The 19362-nt window shown below is 69.0% G+C and carries 19 protein-coding genes; 11 read left to right on the top strand and 8 right to left on the bottom strand.

Annotation, left to right across the window (positions count from 1 at the left end; genetic code table 11):
• The first annotated feature begins 259 nt into the window (after positions 1–259).
• The gene (locus DEU37_RS07410) at positions 260–823 is read left to right on the top strand and encodes a GNAT family N-acetyltransferase (protein ID WP_121189941.1); all 564 of its coding nucleotides are present in this window, start codon (positions 260–262) and stop codon (positions 821–823) included.
• A 19-nt stretch (positions 824–842) separates the two neighbouring features.
• On the opposite strand, the gene DEU37_RS07405 is transcribed toward DEU37_RS07410, so the two are convergent.
• From DEU37_RS07405 to DEU37_RS07390, 4 genes are all read right to left on the bottom strand, one after another.
• Positions 843–2288 carry an NAD(P)/FAD-dependent oxidoreductase gene (locus tag DEU37_RS07405; RefSeq protein WP_121189940.1) on the bottom strand — a complete coding sequence of 482 codons (1446 nt, stop codon included), beginning with the start codon at positions 2286–2288 and terminating at the stop codon, positions 843–845.
• Positions 2285–2851, bottom strand: coding sequence for an SRPBCC family protein (locus DEU37_RS07400; RefSeq protein WP_121189939.1), 567 nt, complete (start codon positions 2849–2851; stop codon positions 2285–2287). Before DEU37_RS07400 ends, DEU37_RS07405 begins: the two co-directional genes overlap by 4 nt.
• Before the next feature lie 259 nt (positions 2852–3110).
• Entirely contained in the window at positions 3111–4895 is a 1785-nt protein-coding gene (locus DEU37_RS07395; protein WP_121189938.1) for a hypothetical protein, read from the bottom strand.
• Positions 4882–6546 (bottom strand): sigma-70 family RNA polymerase sigma factor, encoded by a 1665-nt coding sequence (locus DEU37_RS07390; protein WP_183043623.1) that lies wholly within the window; start codon positions 6544–6546, stop codon positions 4882–4884. The genes DEU37_RS07395 and DEU37_RS07390 overlap by 14 nt, the downstream gene beginning before the upstream one ends.
• A gap of 341 nt (positions 6547–6887) precedes the next feature.
• Here DEU37_RS07390 and DEU37_RS07385 point away from each other — a divergent pair, with 341 nt between their 5' ends.
• The 8 genes from DEU37_RS07385 (at position 6888) to DEU37_RS07350 (ending at position 12983) form a co-directional block, all read left to right on the top strand.
• Positions 6888–7514: a hypothetical protein gene (locus tag DEU37_RS07385; RefSeq protein ID WP_121189936.1), complete on the top strand. Its 627-nt coding sequence runs from the start codon at positions 6888–6890 to the stop codon at positions 7512–7514.
• A 166-nt stretch (positions 7515–7680) separates the two neighbouring features.
• Entirely contained in the window at positions 7681–8289 is a 609-nt protein-coding gene (locus DEU37_RS07380; protein WP_121189935.1) for a hypothetical protein, read from the top strand.
• The gene (locus tag DEU37_RS07375) at positions 8286–8879 is read left to right on the top strand and encodes a hypothetical protein (protein WP_121189934.1); all 594 of its coding nucleotides are present in this window, start codon (positions 8286–8288) and stop codon (positions 8877–8879) included. The genes DEU37_RS07380 and DEU37_RS07375 overlap by 4 nt, the downstream gene beginning before the upstream one ends.
• 26 nt (positions 8880–8905) lie before the next feature.
• Entirely contained in the window at positions 8906–9466 is a 561-nt protein-coding gene (locus DEU37_RS07370; protein ID WP_121189933.1) for a hypothetical protein, read from the top strand.
• Positions 9459–10715 (top strand): hypothetical protein, encoded by a 1257-nt coding sequence (locus tag DEU37_RS07365; protein WP_121189932.1) that lies wholly within the window; start codon positions 9459–9461, stop codon positions 10713–10715. The genes DEU37_RS07370 and DEU37_RS07365 overlap by 8 nt, the downstream gene beginning before the upstream one ends.
• 11 nt (positions 10716–10726) lie before the next feature.
• Positions 10727–11413, top strand: a complete 687-nt coding sequence (locus tag DEU37_RS07360; protein WP_147424861.1) for a hypothetical protein — start codon at positions 10727–10729, stop codon at positions 11411–11413.
• On the top strand, positions 11410–12078 hold the full coding sequence (locus DEU37_RS07355; RefSeq protein ID WP_183043622.1) for a signal peptidase I: 669 nt from the start codon (positions 11410–11412) through the stop codon (positions 12076–12078). The genes DEU37_RS07360 and DEU37_RS07355 overlap by 4 nt, the downstream gene beginning before the upstream one ends.
• A 266-nt stretch (positions 12079–12344) precedes the next feature.
• Positions 12345–12983 (top strand): hypothetical protein, encoded by a 639-nt coding sequence (locus DEU37_RS07350; RefSeq protein WP_147424860.1) that lies wholly within the window; start codon positions 12345–12347, stop codon positions 12981–12983.
• On the opposite strand, the gene DEU37_RS07345 is transcribed toward DEU37_RS07350, so the two are convergent.
• Positions 12978–13613, bottom strand: a complete 636-nt coding sequence (locus DEU37_RS07345; protein WP_220699829.1) for a TetR/AcrR family transcriptional regulator — start codon at positions 13611–13613, stop codon at positions 12978–12980. The genes DEU37_RS07350 and DEU37_RS07345 overlap by 6 nt on opposite strands.
• A gap of 299 nt (positions 13614–13912) precedes the next feature.
• Between DEU37_RS07345 and DEU37_RS07340 the strand changes: the two genes are divergently transcribed.
• Positions 13913–15040, top strand: coding sequence for an MFS transporter (locus DEU37_RS07340; RefSeq protein ID WP_183043621.1), 1128 nt, complete (start codon positions 13913–13915; stop codon positions 15038–15040).
• A gap of 131 nt (positions 15041–15171) precedes the next feature.
• Complete coding sequence (locus DEU37_RS07335) at positions 15172–16056, top strand: alpha/beta hydrolase fold domain-containing protein (RefSeq protein WP_121189926.1); 885 nt, start codon at positions 15172–15174, stop codon at positions 16054–16056.
• A gap of 83 nt (positions 16057–16139) precedes the next feature.
• Here DEU37_RS07335 and DEU37_RS07330 read toward each other — a convergent pair whose 3' ends face one another.
• From DEU37_RS07330 to DEU37_RS07320, 3 genes are read right to left on the bottom strand one after another with little or no spacing between them, the layout of a single operon-like run.
• Entirely contained in the window at positions 16140–17993 is a 1854-nt protein-coding gene (locus DEU37_RS07330) for a YhgE/Pip family protein (RefSeq protein WP_121189925.1), read from the bottom strand.
• The gene (locus DEU37_RS07325) at positions 17990–18685 is read right to left on the bottom strand and encodes a hypothetical protein (RefSeq protein WP_121189924.1); all 696 of its coding nucleotides are present in this window, start codon (positions 18683–18685) and stop codon (positions 17990–17992) included. The genes DEU37_RS07330 and DEU37_RS07325 overlap by 4 nt, the downstream gene beginning before the upstream one ends.
• On the bottom strand, positions 18685–19308 hold the full coding sequence (locus DEU37_RS07320; RefSeq protein WP_121189923.1) for a TetR/AcrR family transcriptional regulator: 624 nt from the start codon (positions 19306–19308) through the stop codon (positions 18685–18687). Before DEU37_RS07320 ends, DEU37_RS07325 begins: the two co-directional genes overlap by 1 nt.
• Positions 19309–19362: the final 54 nt, after the last annotated feature.

Raw genomic sequence — 19362 nt, 5'->3', positions numbered from 1 at the left:
GGGGATGCCGATGCCTCCTGTGGACAACGGTGCGCGCGCCCGGCATCCCCGGCACACTGGACGAGTCGGGGGCCGGACCGTCAACTGGGGGGTCACGGGTCCGGCCCCGACACTCTTCGCCGGGTGCGGCCGAGTGCGGCCGGGTGCGGGTCGGGGTGAGGATTCCCCCCGACCGGGGTGCAGGACCGGTCGGTCGGGCGATGTGCTCGGCGGGTGCGGAATGTGTACTGGACGCATCGCTCCAGAGAGGCACCGCACTGTGACGACCACGACCCCACCACCCCTGACGCTCGAGCCCGCGCTACGCGACGACCTCACCGACTTCAGCACGCGCCTCCAGGCGTCGTTCGCCCCGGCGGTGGAGAGGGAGACGGGACACCCCAGCCCCGAGCCCATCCCCAGCGACCAGGAGCTGGCAGCGGCGTTCGATGCGCCCGGCGCAGAGGTCCTCCATGTCATCGAGGCAGGCGAGCGCGTGGGGGGTGCGGTCGTGGTGCCTGGGCGCGAAGCGGGCCACCGGGCCCTGGAGCTGTTCTTCATCGATGTCGGTCGAGAAGGTCACGGACTCGGGCGTCTGGCGTGGCGGGCGATCGAGGAGCGCTATCCCGACACGAGGGTCTGGGAGACCTTCACCCCGCACTTCGAAGTGCGCAACATCCACTTCTACATCAACGTCTGCGGCTTTCACGCGGTGGAGTTCTTCCACGAGGGACATCCTCACCCGGAGCCGCCCGGGGGTCCGGCCCATCCGGAGGGTCCCGCGGAGAGCTTCGACGGTGAGGACCGGGGCTTCCGTTTCGAGAAGGTGATGCCGACGCGCTGACGCGGCCGGAGCAGGGATCTCAGGGCGCGAGCGAGGGCGTGTGCGGCATCCCGAACTCGTGCCGCAAGACGCTGCGTGCCGCGAACCATCCCGACTGCCCATGGACCCCCGGACCGGGACTCGTCGCGGCCCCGCAGAGGTAGACGCCCGGCAGCGGCGTGCGCCACGGCTCGGTGCTGAGGACGGGGCGCGCGAGCAGCTGACGCAGGGTCGCGGCGCCGGCCGCGATGTCGCCGCCGATGTAGTTCGGGTTGTCGGCTTCGAGCTGGGCGGCGGTCGTACTGTGCGACGCGATGATCACATCGCGAAACCCGGGAGCGACGTTCTCGATCGCCCCGATCACGGCCTCGGTCTGGTCCACCGTCGAACCGGCCGGCACGTGTGTGTACGCCCAGAGGGCGTGATGGCCTTCCGGTGCGCGGGTGGAGTCGAAGACCGACGGCTGCGAGACGAGCACATAGGGGGATGCCGCGTGTCGCCCGGCGAGCACGTCGCGCTCGGCCGCGGCGATCCGGGCACGCGTGCCGCCGATGTGCACGGTGCCGGCTCCGGCGATCCGTTCGTCGGCCCAGGGGACCGGCCCCGACAGGGCGAACTGCACTTTCGCGGAGCCGCTGCCGTAGCGGAACCGCTCCAGGCGTTGCCGATAGGACCCCGGCATCCGCTCGCCGGCGAGCCGCACGAGCGCTCGCGGTGTGACGTCGAGCACCACCGCGCGGGCGTGCAGCTCGTCGAGCGAGGTGATCTCATGATCGAGCACGATCTCGCCGCCGTGTGCGCGAAAGTCGTCGGCCAGAGCGTCCGAGATCGCCTGGGACCCGCCGATCGGGATCGGCCAACCGCCCGCGTGCGCGTGCGTCTGCAGGGCGAGTCCGGCGGCCGCGGCGACCAGGCTCGGCTGCGGCGCGATCGCATGGGCGGCGACACCGGTGATCATGGCCGGTGCGACGGCGCCGGTGAAGGGCGCATCCCACGCGGCGCTGCCCTGGACGAGCGCGCGCACACCGAAGCGGGCGGTGACGAGCGGATGCGGCGGCACGCGCAGCAGCGGGGACCCCGTGAACCGGGCGACCTCCCGCGCGCGGCTGGCGAGAGGGGCGATCAACCGTCGGTAGGCGGCACCGTCGCGGCCGAGGCCGTCGACGGTGCGCTCCAGGTCGCGGTACGCGATGCCGGAGCCGCCGTCGATGGGGCTCAAGGGATGCGCGAACGAGATCTCCGGGGTGACGAACTCCACGCGCCGCGCGAGCCCGAACGCGCGGAAGAAGGGAGAGGCGAGCGCGAGCGGATGCACGGCTGAGCAGGTGTCGTGGCGGAACCCGGGGGCGACAGTCTCGGCGGTGCGGGCTCCGCCGCCGAGCTGTGCCATCCGTTCGAAGACGCGCACCGACAGGCCCGCCCGCGCGAGCGTGACCGCGGCGGCCAGGGCGTTGGGGCCCGATCCCACCACCTCGACGTCGGTCATGCCCGCCCCGCCCCGGCCTCAGTGGCATCCGTCGCCTCTGCGGCGTCCGCGACCGCGTCGGCATCCACCGCGCCGGCCTCCGGCGTGGGAACGCTCGGGCGTGCCGTCGGTTGCGCGGCATCCCGCTCTCTGCGGCGTCCCTCAGCGAGGAAGCGCAGACGCTGGATGGTCTCCTCGTTGCGCAGGTGCAGCAGGGGCGCCCACAGAAAGCGTGGGATGCGGGCGGCCCCGCCGACGGGCTCCTCGGCGAGCCGGACGATGCAGCCGTCGCCGCGCGGCTTGACCTCGATGACGATGATCACGCGCCCGAACGGTCCGGCCTTTCCGCGCAGTCGGATCCGCCGGGGCGGCGACCACTCCACGACCTGCGTGTCGTCGTCGATGAGCACCGGCCAAGCGCCGAGCGAATGGTGGATGTGGGAGCCTTCGGCCGGCCACTCCGGGTCGACCGCGCGCATGCGCGAGGCGCCCACCACCCACGACGGATAGACCCAGCCGTCGCCGAGGACGGCGAAGACGTCGTCGGGCGTGCAGTCGAACAGTCGGACGCTGGCGGTCGCCATGGGGTCTCCTCCGTGTCCCTCCCGATCGTAGGCGACGGCGAACGGGGCGCGAAGGGGGTGACAGGGCGCCGGGGCCCTCACAGGCCAGGCCGTCCCTGCTGGCCGGAGCTTCCCGACCGAGGCGGTTCCGGACGCGGCGGAGGGCGGGAGCCCACGACCATGCTCCTGCCCTCCCTTCTTCATCGCCCGGGCCGTGCTGCGCTGCAGCGCGCCGAGCGTCGGTGACGGGTGCGAGGAGCGACGCCGGCGCTGCCGCGTGTCACCTCCGATGCACGCGGCTCGCGAGTGTGAATGTTCCGATGCCGAGCAGGACCATGAGGGCGCCCAGAACGCCCCATCCCCACGGCTGCTCCCCGCCGGTATGCGCCAGTGTCGCTGTCGCCTCCGCTGTCAAGGGGGGAGCGGCCGCGGTCGTGGAGGCTGCTTCCGTGGGCGACGAGCCGGGTGCCGTGACCGCCAGAGCGGTGGAGGTTGCTGCAGCATCCATCGTGCACTGTGCGCGAGCGCTCGCGCGGACGGATATGGTGTGGCCGGTGTCGGCATCCTGGACGACGTACCGGTCGCCGGCGGATCCCGCGATCGGGTTTCCATCGCGCAGCCATTGATAGTCGACGATCTCGGGAGTCGGCGTCCAGCTACCGGCGTGGGCGGTCAGGGTCTCGCCTGTGCGCGGCGTTCCGCTGATCGTGACCTCACCCGGGGTGAAGGCGGCCGGGATGACGGAGAGCGTGATGGATGCGGTGTCGGTCGTCACCCCTGTGGCGGGGGTGACGCCGTTGCTGGCGCGCAGGGTGAGGACCGTGTCGCCGACGGTCGTCGTCGTTCCGGAGATGACTCCGGTTGTCTGGTCCAGCGTAAGCCCCACGGGCAGCTCGCCGCCGATGATCGTGAACCATGATGGCGTCGGAGTTCCGGTCGCGGTCGGCGCATCGGAGGCGAACTCCCGGCATGCGGCGACCGTGTACGCATCGTTGCTCCGAAGCACGGGTGCGTGAACCTGGCGGAGAGCGATGACACCCATGCCGTCGACGGAATCGGCGCTGCGCGCGGAGAAGTAGCCGAGGACGTAGACGGTGCCGTCGGGTGCGGCGGTGACTCCGAAGCTGGACCTCGGCATCACCGGCGCGAAAGCGGGCGACTCGCGAAACGCGATCTTCCTGCCGGGTGCTGCCGGATCGGCCAGGTCTCGCATGAAGACGTCAGAGGATGAGTCGATCGTGTAGAGCTTGCCGTCCGCACCGATCGTGGCCTGTACGACGTCGGACGCGGACGCGGCTGTCAGATCGGACCCGTCGAGGTTGACCGTGTACAGGGTTTGATTGCCCACCCACAGCAGCTTTCCCTCTGGGGTGACGTTCAGTTGACTCGTCGCATAGGACATGGACGTGCCGGCGGGGAGGGCTGCGGCGGTTACTGCGCCGCTCGAAGCGTCGATGGCGGCCACGGCGGTCGTCGCGCCGGACAGAATCGTCGCGAAGCGTCCGTCCGTGAGTCGCGCCAGTCCCAGCGGCCAGCCGGAGCTCGAGATCGTGACCTGTGACAGCGTCGCTCCGTCGGCCGAGAAGTGAGTGAGCACATTCGTCGAGCCGCTTCCGAGTGCCCAGATCGAACCATCAGGGTCAGCCCACAACCCGGTTGGATACGTGTCGTAGTGCTCGGCGCCGGGGTCGCCGGTGACGACGCCGAACCTCGCGAGCAGCTCTCCCGTCCTGGGGTCGAAGCGCTGGATCAATGGGCTACTGCCGGACGAGACATTCGCGATCACAGAGAGCGAGCCGTCGGCACCGAAGACGCCGTTTGTCGGTGCAGCGAAGTGTCCGCCGTGCGGCACGGTGCCAGCGGGCGCCGTGTACCCGGTGTCCCAGTGCGTCGCGTAGCTGTACTCGCCGTCGGCGCCGATCGTCTCGGGCTCCGCCGCCCCAGCCGGAGAAGCCGCCGAGGCGAACAGGGAGGCCGCGAGGAAGGTGAAGGCGGCCGTCCTTCCGCGTCGCGAACGTGGCCTGACTGTTCTCGCGCGCGACGATGGGTGCTTACTCGTGTTCATGTGGATCTCTTCCTCCGGCTTTCGAAACGAACATGCATGAGCGTGACGGTGAATCTGACGCGGCCCTGGCGTCCGCTGACCCGGAAGCCGGTCGACGCGTCGTCGCCCGCATTCTCCGGGTGCTGCGGCCGCCTTCTCCCTCGCTGAGGGCGGACTCGTCGAAGCTGAATCGCCGACGTCCCGACCGGCGATCTCCCCCGCCGGGCGGCCGCGTCGGCGGGTATGGCCGTGTCGGCGGGTAGGTTCGCGCGTGCCAACGGGAGAGGATCACGAGGACCGCCCCCGAGAGGCCGAGCGCGGCGGCTGTAGGAACCAGCCATGAGAGGGAGGTGCCACCGGTCTCGGCCAGGTTCCACGGCGCGGCCGGGGTGAGCCCGCCCGACATCTCTGTTCCGGGAGAACCCGTGGATGAATCCGTGCTCACGTATCTCGTCACGAATGCCAGGTTCATCCTCTGCTGTGTGCCGCCGCGATCGCGATCTATCCGACCGTCGATATCGACGGACTCGCCGGGGGCGATGGAGCCGAGGTGGGTCGGATGACCGTCGAGGCCGACCATCGACGCGTGGTCGAGTACGACGACGTCGTTCACTCGAGCCGTGACGCCGAGTTCGCCCGCCACCCCGTCCATCTCCCCGCTGTGACGGATGAAGAGGTAGAGGTGCGCTGGTTGATCGGACGTGTTCGTCACGCGCGACGTCCACGACGACGCGTGGCCCGGAGCGGGCATGACGAGCTCCACCGTGGCGGGGGTGGCGACGATCCGCCGAGCCGAGGGTGGGGCGGACGCGTCCTGAACCGTGCTCGGGGGTACCTCGCCTGCGCTGATGAAGGGCGTCACGCTCGCCGCCGCCAGGGCGACTGCGGCGACGAGTGCCCCGGTGGCCGTCGCCAGGAGGCGGTTCCTGCCCGAAGAGGATGCCGAGGCGGGCTGCGCGTCGCTCGTCGCCGTGATGAGCGCGAGCGACACCCCGCCAATGAGGACGAGGCCGAGCATCGACCCGCTTTCGAGTTCCGATCTCGAGTACTGGATCAGGGCTTTGCAGTGCGGGCATGACTGCGCATGGGTTCGGAACCTCTTCTGATCTCGCCGACCCATCGTCTCGCCGACGTGTTGCGCGATGAGGGTGACGGGGGTGCCGCACGCGGGAGGCGTCGTCTCGAGGAAGCCGCTGAGGTAACCCTCCCGGAGGCGGGCGCGGGCTCTCTGCGCGCGCGTGCTCACGTTGGTCGCGGTGAGTCCGACGACGGCCCCGACCTCTGCCACCGACCGGTGCTCGACCATGGTGAGCCAGAGGATGCGGCGCTCCAGCTCGGGCAGCTTCCGGAAGGCGCGTCGAGCGAGTGCAGCGTTCTCCCGCGCGGACGCCTCATCCGGGACCGTGATCGCCTGATCCAGGTCCTCGTTCGGCGCGACGTACTCGACGGAGCGCGAGCGCAGCAGTCGCATGCCCAGGTTGTGCGCAATCCTGAACATGTAGGGGCGTAGCTCCTTGACGCGCTCCGCACCCTCGGCATCCAGCGAGAGGACGATGCTGACGACGTCCGAGACGAGATCGTCCGTGTCCGCGGTGGCCACTCCCAGGCGGCGGAGGTAGCGGCCGAGTTCGGGTGCCAACGTCGGGTAGAGCGTCGCAACTCTCTCGGCCATCACAGACCGCGAATCCATAGGCATGCGGCCCCCATCCGCGCTCAACCGTTCCCCACGCCTCGTCGCGGCGGGCTGTCCCCCGACGGCTCATCAGGCGCCTACCGCGGGCCATGTCGCCCACGAGTAGACCTAGTGACGACTAGGTTACTATAACCTCGCAGCCACTAGGTTTTGTGGCGGCGGTGAGGGACGCGGAAGTTTTTTGCCGAATCGTGTGACGGGCGGACTCGTCGCGGCACTCACCTCATGACGACGTTCCACTTCTTTGCGGAGGCGAGCGGGGTCAGGCGCCACAGTCACGGGGGACGTCTCCGTGCGCCACTTCATCGAAAGGCATACTCATGAGCACAAAGACCGGTGTCTCCGGGCGGAAGCGTGTCATCGTCGCAGGCGGTGCGCTTCTCGCTGCTGCTGGCCTGGTGACAGCCGCAGCGTTCACCGACTTCGCGAACCTCAATCTCGGAAACGGGACCGACGACAGCGGTGTTGGCGGCAACAACCGTTTCAACATCCAGGTCGTCGACACCGATGCGAGCGGGAACCCGATCCCCGGCCAATGGCAGGAAGCGAACACCGCAGCGGGCGTCAACATCAACGTTCCCGGTTCGGATCTGATCACTCCCGGAGACACGGTCTCCGTGGATATCCCGTTCCGCAACGAGAGCCCGGCCCTCAACGCGAAGATCTCGTTCTCGCTGCAGGACCGGCCCGGCAAGACCTCCGACCCGGCGATCGCGGCCGCGCTGCGCTACACCGTCAAACTCGGTAGCAACCCCGCCCTCGTGACCAACGCGACGCAGGCGGCGGTGAACGCGCTCGATCTGGGTCTGTACACGCCCGGCGAAGAGCAGACGCTGACCATCTCGATCAGCCTGCCCGACCAGGGGTCGGCCGACGCCAACAACGCACTGCAGGGCCAGGTCTCCTACGTGCAGGCCCACTTCGGCGCGGTCTCGGTCCAGCCGTAGTACGACTCCCGTGGGGTGAGCAGAAACAGCTCCCACGACGCGCGAACCCCAAGTCGCGCGCTCAGGGCAGGCTCTGTCCCCAGCAGCGCCCATGCACGGACTCCCCACGTTCCGTCGCGCTCTGCCACCCCACGGGTCCCCTATCCGTCACGCCAAGGAGCCGATCATGTCCACTGCCCGACTGGGCACCCGCCGGCTGGTGCTCGCATCCGGAGCGCTGATCGCCGCCAGTGCGCTCGCGACAGCAGCCGCGTTCGTCGACTACGCGGACGTGAACGTGTCTCTCGACGGCACGCGCAACACCTTCGACATCCGCACCGCGGGCAGCGACAGCCCCACGTGGGAACCCACGGCCGCCGACTGGGAGCAAGGCAACCCGACCGCCTACGAGGTGTCCCTGCGCAGCGGCGCAACACTCGCCCCCGGGGGATCGCTCGCCGTTCGAATCGGCGCGCAGAACTCGAGCCCGAGCCTGGCGGGCCTCCTCTCCTTGACCATCACCGACCCGCAGCCGCGCGGCAACGCGACGGACCCGCGAACGGGCGCCTACCTCGAGCTCTTCGACCAGCTCGTGTTCACGGTTCGACAGGGATCCACTGTCCTGTTCGACCACGTCCCGGCCACCGCTCTCCAGACATACCGATGGGCTGAGCCCCTCCCCGCGGGCGACGACGTCGTTCTGGACGTGCTCATCGAGCTCCCCTCGGCCGTGGACAACCGTTGGCAGGGAGCGAGCACCGCCGTGCTGTTCCACTTCGAAGCGGAGAACTCATGACAAGGACAAGTCGCCCCACCGGAGCGCGTCGTCTCATCCTCTCCGCCGGCGTCGTCGCCGTGATCGCCGCCGGCGCGACGGCGGCCGCGTACACCGACTACGCGAACGTCAGCCTCGGCACCGGGACTCCAGGATCCGGAATCGGGAACCCGAACAAGTTCGACATCGCCGTTCGTGACGCCGGCGGAACGCTCCAGGATGCCGCCACTCGCGCAGCCGCGGTCGTCCTCCCGCTCACCTCGGGGACAACCTTCAAGGAAGGCGTTCCGGTGCGGTTCGATGTGACCGTCGCGAACCGTGCCCCGGGTGTCGCGGGCGACCTGAAACTCTCGCTCTACGACCCGGACCCGCAGGCAGCAGACCTGTTCGGCTCGCTTCGTTTCACGATCTACCTCGACGGTTCGGCGACAGCGGCGATCGCGAATGCGACCGCTGACGCCGTCAACACCGCCGGACTCGAATTCGCCAACGTCGGTCCGGGCGTAGAACACCAGGTCCGCGTGGACGCCGTCATCGTCCAGGGGGCCGGCATCGCCGTCGCTGGAAAGTCCACCGCGATCGGCCTTCAAACGAACGGAGAGAGCCGATGAGCCAGCGTAGTTGGGCACGGAGAGGGATGCTTGTCGCTCTCGGCATCGCCGTTGCCGTCATCGCTTCCTCGACCCCGGCGCACGCCCAGGACGACCTCATCGACGCCACACCGGTGTCGGTCACCCTCGACACTCCGGGACCCGGACACACCACGACCTGGAGCATGTCCGTCACCAATGTCTCCACGGTTTCCGTGCCGTTGAGTCTTCGCATCACCGGCGACGCCGTTCCGCTGTTCAGTGGAGACACACCCCTGCAGATCACCGTTCGAGATGCTGCCGGGAATCTGGTGATCCCCGCGACCTCCGCGTTCAGCCTGCTGGACGCGCTCCTGCGGCTGCCCGCCTTGCCCGCGGGATCGACCTATGAACTCGAGGGTGCGGCAACGCTTCCCCCCTCCGCGGACAACTCCTACCAGGGTCTCGGCGGCGAACTGCTCTTCCGATTCGTCGCCACCGATCCGCGCACCCCCTTGGCGCAGACGGGCGGCGAGTTGACGACGCTTCTGGTCCCCGTCGCGGCCATCGCCGCGGCGGCGGGAATCTCACTTGTCATTCTTCGACGAAAGGCCCGCGCAGATGCGTAAGACGACGCGCACGGTGGTCGCCACCATCGCGACCGCTCTTTCGATCGGCGTCGTCGCCGGTCTGGCGGGAACCTCCGCCGCCTATCAAGACGTCACGCATGCGCGGACGGCAGCGATCGCCGCAGACGTCTCCGCCCCGTTCCAGCCCGGGCTCGCGAAGAACTCGCGAATGGTCGACACCGGCCTCGGGCTCTCCAACGACGGAAAGGTGTACGTCTGGGGATACATGGGTAGCGGGGCAATCGGCGGACCCTCCTCGCCCCTCCTCGGGGGCGTGCCCCCGCGCGCGGTTCTCGATCTCCCGGCGGGCATCAAGCAGGTCTCGGGAATGCAGTACGACGTCAACGCTCTCGCGCCGGACGGCACGGTGTACGGCTGGGGCGAGTTCAATACGCGCAACGGCACGGACGCGTTCCGTGCCTGGAACACCCCGCGACAGATCCGGATCGGAACCGCATGGAACGGAACCGGTCCGCTCCTCACGGGCGCCACCGCCATCTCCTCCACCGAGACCGCCGGCGCCGCCATCCTCGACAGTGGACGCATCTACAGCTGGGGCGCCCTGTCGTACGGTGGATCGTCGACCGACGGCGCGCAGCCGGTCGCAGGACTGCCGGATCCGACGGTGGCGGGCAACAGGCCGGTGTACATCAAGGGCGCCTACCGGAACTTCTTCGTCATCCTCGAGAACGGAGACGTCTACGCGTGGGGCGGTGACTCGAGCACGCCCTCCGGCTATACCTCCAGCGCAACCGCCAAGAAGGTCACAGCGTTGTCGTCCTGGTTCAAGTCGGCTGTCGCACCCGGTCAGCCATACATCGTCGCCGTCGACGGCGGCATCAACATGGGTGGCGCCGTGCTGTCGGACGGCACCTTCCTCAGCTGGGGCAGTGTCGCGAGCCGGGTCGGCGCGCGATCCGGCGTTCCGATGACTCCCGCGCTCGTCCCGCAGCTCACCGGGATCGTGTCGATGCAGTTCGGCTTCACCGGCGTGATCATGGCGAAGAGCGACGGCTCCTTGTGGGGCTACGGCGCAAGCGACGACTACGGCCAGCTCGCACAGACGCCGGCGAAGGTCGACGACAACGTCCGTCAGTTCGCCTCCGGGCAGGGCTACTACATCTGGCAACGCGCAGACGGCAGCTTCCGGGGTCGTGGATACAACCCCCAGGGAGCGATCGGCACGCCCATCGGCACCATCACGACGAACCGCCCGGTCTCCTGGGACCTCTCGGCGCTCGTGCAGTAAGGAAGTGCGACATGCATAACAGCAGATCATCCGTTGCCGCCCACCGCGGCGCGCGTCGCCGGCGGCCTCTGATCGCGGTGAGCGTCGCGCTCGCCATCGTCGGAGGCGTTGCGGCCGTCGCCGGCGGGGTGACCTCCGCCGCCTACACAGACCAAGCCAACCTCAACCTCGCCGGCGACGCCGGGGTCGGCTACGCCGGACGCTTCGACATCGGAGTGGTGCTGCCCAACGGAACCGTGGAACAGGCCGACAGCCCCGACGGATACGCGTGGGCCGTGCCGGGCGCCGCCACCCTCGTTCCCGGCCACGAGCTCGTGACGCAGATTCCCGTGTTCAACAACACCGCAGACCTCCTCGCGCGCACCACCATGACCGTCATCGCGCGCAACGGCGACGGTGCAGTCTCGGCCACCGTTCCGAACATCACCCCGTTCCTCCGCTTCACCGCCGTCACCGGTAGCGGCACCGTCCTGTTCTCCGACGCGACACTCGCCGATGCTCACGCCTCACTCGGCGACCTTGCAGCGCGCGCCCAGACACCGCTCGCGCAAGGCGATGCCTACGCGACCGGCGCAAGTGGCAGTTCCGCCACCATCACCCTCACCATCCGCTACCTCGACGCTTCCGGCGTCGAAGCACTCAACGGAGGCCAGTCAGCGGTGGCAGTCCGATTCGACGCTGTCTCGGCCAAGCCGTGACCACCACCGAGACGCAGACACGTCGCGTCCGCCGACGTTCGCACGTCAACACAGGTGCATCGATCACACCCGCCGACTGGGGGTGGCGCGTGTGGTCGTGGTCGCGGTCAGTGATCCTGACCGCGGCCGCGGCGGTGGGCATCGTGTGCATTCTCGTCTTCGGTGTCTCACTGCTCTTCGGCGTCAGACCGCTCGTGGTGCTCTCCGGGAGCATGGAGCCCACCATCCCCGTCGGATCCGTCGTCTTCTCCCAGACGGTCCCGGCGGCCCAGCTCAAGCCCGGCGACATCGCGACCGTGGAGCGACCGGGTGGGCTCGGGTTGATCACACACCGCGTCACGAGTGTCACCCCTGCGGATGGCGGCAACTCCGCCGTGACGATGCGCGGTGACGCGAACGAGATCGAGGACCCGTCGCCCTACATCGTCACTGCCGCGGGAAGATACGTCCTGCACGTGCCGTTCATCGGGAACATCGCGATGATGCTGCGTACGCCATACGGCATCGGATTCGCCGTCGCGCTCCTTCTCGCGCTCGTGGTCGTCTTCTTGCTCGACCCTGCACGACTGAGATCTCATGAACCTGCGCACCCGGGGGGGTTGCGCGGAGCCGGCGGGGGCCGGCTGGGCCGTCGAGGCCCGAACCGAGGAGGCGCGGGAAGCTGATGTTCCCCTCCTCGGACCCCCTTTCCACGTCCAACGCACGAAACCCACGAGAGACCGGAGAGCGAACGATGCGATCCCTGTTCCCCCGGCGCGCCGCTCTCGCAGCGGTGGCCGCTGTCGTCGCTGCACCGATCCTGGCCGCTGCTCCCGCGACCGCGACGAGCATCCCGGACGCGGGTTTCGTCTACGACTCCGACACGACGTGCGGGGTCGGCGACTCGGTCCGCATCGTCGGTTATCGCGGCGAGGTCCCGAAGCACCTCGATGTGCCCGCCGCGATCGATGGGCGCAAGGTCACATCGATGTCGTCGCAGCCGTCGGATGATGTTGTCGGTTTCGCGGGCGCCGGCATCCAGACGCTGACGCTCCCCGCGACGCTCGTCTGCATCGAAGCCCAGGCTTTCGAGAACAACGACATCGCGACACTGCAGCTTCCCGACTCCGTGAGGGTGGTGGCGACCGGCGCCTTCGCCCGCAACCGGATCAGCACGCTATCTGTGGCAGAGGCCGGTGACGGCGTCGGCGCACCCTTCCTCGTTCAGAGCCCGTCCCTCACGGTGACGCGCGATGCCTTCGGGGACTGGCTTCCCCTGTCTGAGCTTCTGGAGTGGGACATCGACGGCAAATCGACGGAGTGGACCGTAGCCGACACGCCGGCATTGCCCGATGGGGTCGGCTACGACGCGGATCGACGGGCCTTCCGCATCGACGACAGCATCACATCGTTCACGTTCGCAGCGACGATGACCGACGGCCATTCGATCGGCAGCGCACTGATCCAGTACACAGTGACAATCGCCGCCGCCGCACCTACGAGCGGCGGCGCGCCCTCATCTCCGACCGGCGTACCTGCTCCGCTGCCGCTCGATGCGGACGTGCCTGCGACGGGCGAAAGCGGATCATGAGGAAGGTTCTCGGCGGGAACGCGCTCGTTCGTAGAGCGAGTTGATGGCCTGCGTTGCGACATGAACGTAGTCGATACGGTCGGGCAGAGCCGCCCAGTGGTTCCGGATCCCCTCCGTCAGCGCAAGCAACTCCAAGATGAGCTGTTCGGGGTCAACGGACTCGTCGATCTCGCCATCATCGATACTCTCTCTGACGACCGGAGTCAGCCACTCCAGCGCCGCCGAGAGCGTGGTCCCGTCGCGACCGGCGACCGGATTCCCCTCGGCTCTGTAGGCGCCGACGAGCATCGCCCTAAAGGCCAGAAGATCGGGGTCGTCGGCGGAGCGGCGAACAATCTCGATCGCACCGTCGAACAGAGCCCGTACCGACACGGGCCTGCTCGCGAGCACGCTCCAGACGACCTCCTCACGATAGGTCGTCGCCGCCAAGAACAGATCACGCTTCGACCCGAAATGGTGAAGGACACCGGCGTCTGTCACGCCCGCTTCTCGCGCGATGTCCGCGACCCGCGCGCAGTCGTATCCTTTCCTGCCGAACTGTCGAATGGCAGCGCGAAGGATCCTTTCCTTGCGGGCGTCTCCTCGAGCGAATCGACCGTCACGTTCGTGAGCGGGCGGCATCTCGCTCATCGTTCAGCCCTACGCACGCCGGAAGACGGCATCGCATGCTCCCGGGCGGCCCCAGCAAACGTCCATTTTCGCCATGACACGATGATCCTCGTTATTTTCCATTTGAGTGAATAGAAATGTGTTCTCAACGCCTCTCTGATGCGACCGTTGTCCCTGGTCGCTCTTCTCGACGCGAACTCCCCACCTCGCGCATATATATCATGGCCGCGATCGAACTCGCGGTTCTGGGCGCACTGACGACCCCACTCGCCGTGACCTTGTCCCTGAAGGTGATGGCTGTCGTCCCAGAGGATCAGAAGGTGGCTTCTCTGGCTTTGGTGACGGGCGTGGGGGCTCTCGCCGCGATGATCTCGAACGTCATAGCCGGATATCTGTCCGACCGGACGACGAGCCGCTGGGGCAGGCGCAGGCCGTGGATCGTCGGAGGCGTGTTCGGCGGGCTCACCGCAGGTGTCGGACTGGCGGCGGCATCAAGCGTAGCCGGAGTCGCACTGGCGTGGGTGGGCTCACAAGCGGCGTACGGCGCGACGCTCGCGGCTTTGTCCGCCATGCTCGCCGATCAGGTTCCGGAGGCGCAACGTTCCCGCGCATCGGGGATCTTCGGGGCTCTGGGTTTCGTCGGCATCGTTCCCGCCCTCACGCTCGCCGCGCTGTTCCCCGCCGATCTCATCGTGCTCGCTGTCGCGATGCCGCTTGTCGCTGCCGTCATCGTGCCCATCCTGTGTGCGCTGCTCCCGGACCCTCCCGTCGGTCCCGCCCCCTCGCCGCGCTCAGATCCGGGTGTTCCATCACGGGCGGGGGCTGGCCCCCAGCCCACGAGGCGCTACTTCGTCTTCACCTGGATACAGCGCGCGGTCATGCAGTTGGGCTATCTCCTCACCTGGACGTTCGGACTCTACTTCCTGATCTCCAGATTCGGACTGACGGCCGTCGGCGCGAGCAGAACGTCCGCGGTTGCGACACTGGCGGCAGCGGCGATGAACGCCGTGACGGCGCTCACGATCGGATATCTCGTTTCGAAGCGCGGTCGATATGGCGGGGTGATAGCGCTATCTGCCATAGGGATCGCAATCGGTTTCATCATCCGCGCGTTCGCCGCAGACCTTCTCGGGTTCTGGATCGCCGTCGTCGTGGCTTCAGCCGCTATCGGCGCCTACTACTCGGTCGACCTCGCTCTGGCGATGAGAACACTGCCGAGAGGTCGCGAGGGCAGATACCTCGGGATTTTCAACATCGCGAAGACCGCGCCGCAGGTGATCGGACCCGCCATCGCACCCCTGATCCTCGCCGCCGGCGGGCCGGATCCCATCAATGGCGCCCCCGACAACTACTTCCTCCTCCAGCTCGTCGCCGCGGGAATCGTCCTGCTCTCTCTTCTCACGCTGCCCTTTCTCCGCCCGGTTCTTCGGCGCCCCGAGGACCAGTAGACGTGCCGTCGAACCGTCTCTCGAACCGTCTCTCGAGCCGTGACACGACAAGCGGAGGGGTGGCTTGCCCCTCGCCCTCCCTATCCGACCAACCCACTCAGAACAAAGAGAGAGAACGAGGAGACACCTCCATGAAGATCCCCGACGCGGTCATTCCCCTGCTGCTTCGCCTCACGCGGGCGAACACGACTTTCCTCACGGCTCAGGGCGCACGCGATGCGGTGCAGGAGGAAGCGCTCCGCCCCGAACCGTACAACCCGCCCGCGAAGATCCGCCCGGACGTGAACGTCACCGTCGAACGAGACGGGGCAATCCCGGTCTACACGATCGCGCCCGCGGCGGGCGCGCCGACCTCGCGGCTGATCTACACGCACGGAGGCGGATGGGTGCACGAGATCAGCCCGTACCACTGGAAGCTTCTGTTCCAGCTCGCGGCGGAGGCGCGTGTCACTGTGACCGCGCCCATCTGGACCAAGCTGCCCTTCGGGGACGCGCGGCAGGCCAACGACATGGTTCTGCGACTGTATGACGAGGTGAACGACGCTGGCGAGGAAGTTCTTCTCTGCGGCGACTCCGCCGGCGGTCAGATCGCTCTCTCTGCGGCGCTCGCCCTGCGCGATCGTGGGGTCGAGAACCTGCGCACGGTGCTCATCTCGCCTGCGCTCGACCTGAGCATGTCCAATCCGCTCAGCATCTCGGTGCTCCCGAAGGATCCGTGGCTGGGGATCGACGGCATCCGATACCTCGGGGAGAAGTGGCGCGGAGATCTCCCGCTCACCGACCCGGTCGTGAGTCCTCTCCACGGAGACATGCACGGTCTCGGTCAGATGATGCTGTTCTCCGGCACCCACGACGTCCTCAACCCCGATGCCCACCTTCTCGTAGACAAAGCCCGCTCGGCGGGCGTGGAGGTCGACTTCCACGAGCGCCGAGGCGCCGTGCATGTCTTCCCTCTCCTGCCCACGCCGGGTGGTGCGGCAGCCCGAGAGCGAATCGTGCGCATGCTGCGGGGATGACTCCGGCGCTGCACGCGCAGACCGCTTCGCGAAGGATGCGGTCTGCGCGTGCGAGCAGGTGGTGGCGGAGTCCGCGCCGCGCACTACCCGATGAGGCTCGGCTGCAGGTCGCGGAGCGTGCGGCGGTGGGTCATCCGCGTCACGCCGACGGCCGCCAGGGCCAGCGCTCCGCCGAGCCACAGCAGCAGCACGCCGATGTCCGTGCCGACGCGGGCGAGGTCGCCCCCGTACATCAGCTGGCGCATCGCGTCGACGACGTAGCCCATCGGCAGCACGTGGTGCAGCGCCGCCAGCGGCGCCGGCAGCGTCTGCCAGGGGAAGGTCCCTCCCGCTGTCACCAGCTGCAGCACCATCAGCACGAGACCGACGAACTGCCCGACCGAGCCGAGCCAGACGTTCAGCGCGAGGATGATCGCCGCGTAGGTGAAAGAGGCGAGCATCAGGATGCCGAGAGTGCCGAGCGGGTTCGCGAACCGGAAGCCGAGGGCGAAGGAGAGCACTCCGAACAGTGCGACCATGCCGACGCTGCCCAGGAAAGCGGGGGTCAGCCAGCCGGCGATGGTCACCCGGACGGGCGAGCGCAATGCCGTGACGGCTCGGCGCGAGATCGGCTTGACGATGAGGAAGAGCGCGTAGATGCCGATCCAGCCGGCGAGAGCCGCGAAGAACGGCGCGAGCCCGGCGCCGTAGTCGCCCGCGGAGGTCTGCGCGCTCGAGCTCACCGCGACCGGATCGGAGATGGTCTTGGCCTGGGCGTCGCGGGTCGCCGCATCCGTATCGGGGATCGCCTTCACCCCCGAAGCCAGCCCGTCACGCAGCTGCGTCGCGCCGCCGGCGACCTGGCCCGCCCCGGACGCGAGGGTCGCCGCCCCGGCTGCGGCCTGGTCGGCGCCGCCCCGGAGCGAGCCGGCGCCGCCGGCGACCTGCGCCGCGCCGGCGGACACCTGAGCGGCGCCGGAGGCGACCTGCGCCGCGCCCGAGGCCAGCTCGTCGACCTGCGCCGCCGCCGCCTGAAGACGGCTGTTGTCGGTCACGGCGGCATCGCCGATCGGATCGAGCGCGGCGAGCACCCGGTCGATCGTGGGCTGGTCGACTCCGCGGTCGGCGAGCAGCGTCGCGATGTCGGTGCGGGCCTGAGGGATCGCGGCGACCACCTGCTGCCCTGCGGATGCCGCGCGGTCGGCGTAGCCGTCGAGCGTCGCCGTGCCTGCCGAGACGCGGCTCGCCCCGTCGGCGACCTGCGCGGCGCCCGAGGCGACCTGGCTCGCTCCCTCGCTGAGCGTGCCCGCGCCCTGAGCGAGCGCCGCGGTGCCCTGTGCCAGTGTCGTGCTGCCGGCGGCGACCTGGGAGGCGCCGTCGGTGAGGGTGGTAGCGCCGTCGGCCGCCTGCACGAGTTGGGCGCGGATGTCGGCGAGGCCTCCGAGCAGGCGCGCGGCCGCCTCCTGACCGACGAGCTCGGCGACCGAGCGACGGATCTTCTCCACGGCCTGAGTGCCGATGGTCGATGCCAGGTAGTTGTTGGCGTCGTTGGTCTGCAGGCCGATGGTCGCCTGGCGCGGTGCGGAGCCGCCGGAGGAGACGAGGGCCGCGGAGAAATCGGAGGGGATCGTCACGATGAAGTCGATCGTGCCGTCGTGGAGAGCGGTCGCGGCATCCGCCTCGCTCATCGCGCGCCAGTCGAAGGCGTGACCGTCGATGAGCTGCTGCGAGACCTGGCTGCCGTACTGCGCCGCATCGCTGCCGGTCCCCGACCCCTCATCGAGGTCGACCAGCGCGACGGGAACCTCCGAGAAGTGCCCATACGGGTCCTGGTTGGCCCACAGGTAGAGCCCGCCGTAGAGGACGGGCACCAGCATGAGGGCGACGAGGGCGATGACCGACATCCGCGTCGCCGTCAGGCGCCGCAGCTCGGCAGCGATCATGGCGGGGATCTTCATCGGTGGCCTCCGGCGAGGGGAGCGGTGGTGCGCAGGCGCACGCGACTGGGCTTGAGGACGCGGGCGCTGGAGGGATGTGGCGCCAGGGATGCCGAGGTGTCGGCCAGTGCAGAAGCGGCCGCTTCCCCGGCGATGACGAGCACGGCGAACCCGCGTTCGCCGAACTCCTCGGCGAGCTCCCACCACTGGACGGGGTCGCCCCCGTGGCGGTCGGGGGAGACGAGGACGAGGCCGTCGACCCCGGGACGCGCGGCCGCGAGCTCGAGAAGGATGCGCAGGCGGTGCGACGGTGCGAGGTCGGCGATCGGCAGTCGCGCCGACGATCGGAGGTCGTGCTCGTCGAGCCATCGCCGTGCCGAGAGGGGGTCGGAGGCGAGGCCCGCGAACATGAGCTCTTCGGCGACGACACCGGCCACCGCGATGTTCGGCGCGGGCTCGCTGACATCGGGGGCATCGACGAGGGCGACACGACGGCGCAGCGCGTTGTGGGCTCGGCGGTCGGTGGCCTCGTCGAGTGCGACGGTGCCGGCATCCGGGCGCATCCGCCCCGACGCGATGAGGCCCAGCACCGTGGGGCGCTGCTCGGTCTCGGCCACCGCGAGGGTGGCGCGGCCGCTGCGATAGGTGAGACTCGTCGTGCCCAAGGCCTCGCCGCGGCGCCCCTTCTGCACCTCATCCAGACGCACGCGCATCAGTTCGCCTCCAGCACATCGGGGTGGGCGTTCAGCAGTGCCTCGGACTCGCGCCACGAGAGCCCGGCGATGCTCAGGACGGCGCGGACGGCGATCGAGGTCGCGATCGGCGACGAGGCGTCGATGCGGCTGACCGCGGCGCGCGCCGTCTCTTCGATGAGACGGGCGAGAGTGGGGGCGGCCATGTCGACGCGGAGGGTTCCGTCGTCCTGACCGGCGCGGACGACACCGACGAGCGCGCGTCGCAGGGGGGCGAGCGCGGTGGCGGTCTGCTCGAGGTGCGCCTCATCGAGCGCGAGCGCCGCGGCGACCTGCGCATGGGCGGCCTCGGTCCACAGTGCCGCGGTCAACCGGGCCAGGGCGAGCGGGGGGTGCGGTTCGTCGAGCGAGGAGGCGATCGCGTTGAAGCGCTGGGCACCCGCGGCGATGAGCTCCGTGAGCAGCGCCTGGCGGTCGTCGAAGTGTCCGTACAGTGCGCGCCGTGATAATCCGGCGGCGCGGGCGATCTGGTCGATCGAGGCGGACGGGTCGAGCGCCAGGGTGGTCGCAGCCGCCTGCAGGATGCCGGCACGGTTGGCGGCGGCATCCTTTCTCGGGCGGCGAAGGGGTGCGGTGGTGGTCACCCGGCCAGTGTATTAACTTGCACATCGGTGTGCAAGTTTCGCGAGATGTCAGTC

The sequence above is a fragment of the Microbacterium sp. AG790 genome (genome assembly GCF_003634765.1).
Taxonomy (GTDB): Bacteria; Actinomycetota; Actinomycetes; order Actinomycetales; family Microbacteriaceae; genus Microbacterium.
The sequence above is the reverse complement of the archived record's forward strand: the minus strand, read 5'-3'. Positions and strand labels throughout refer to the sequence as shown.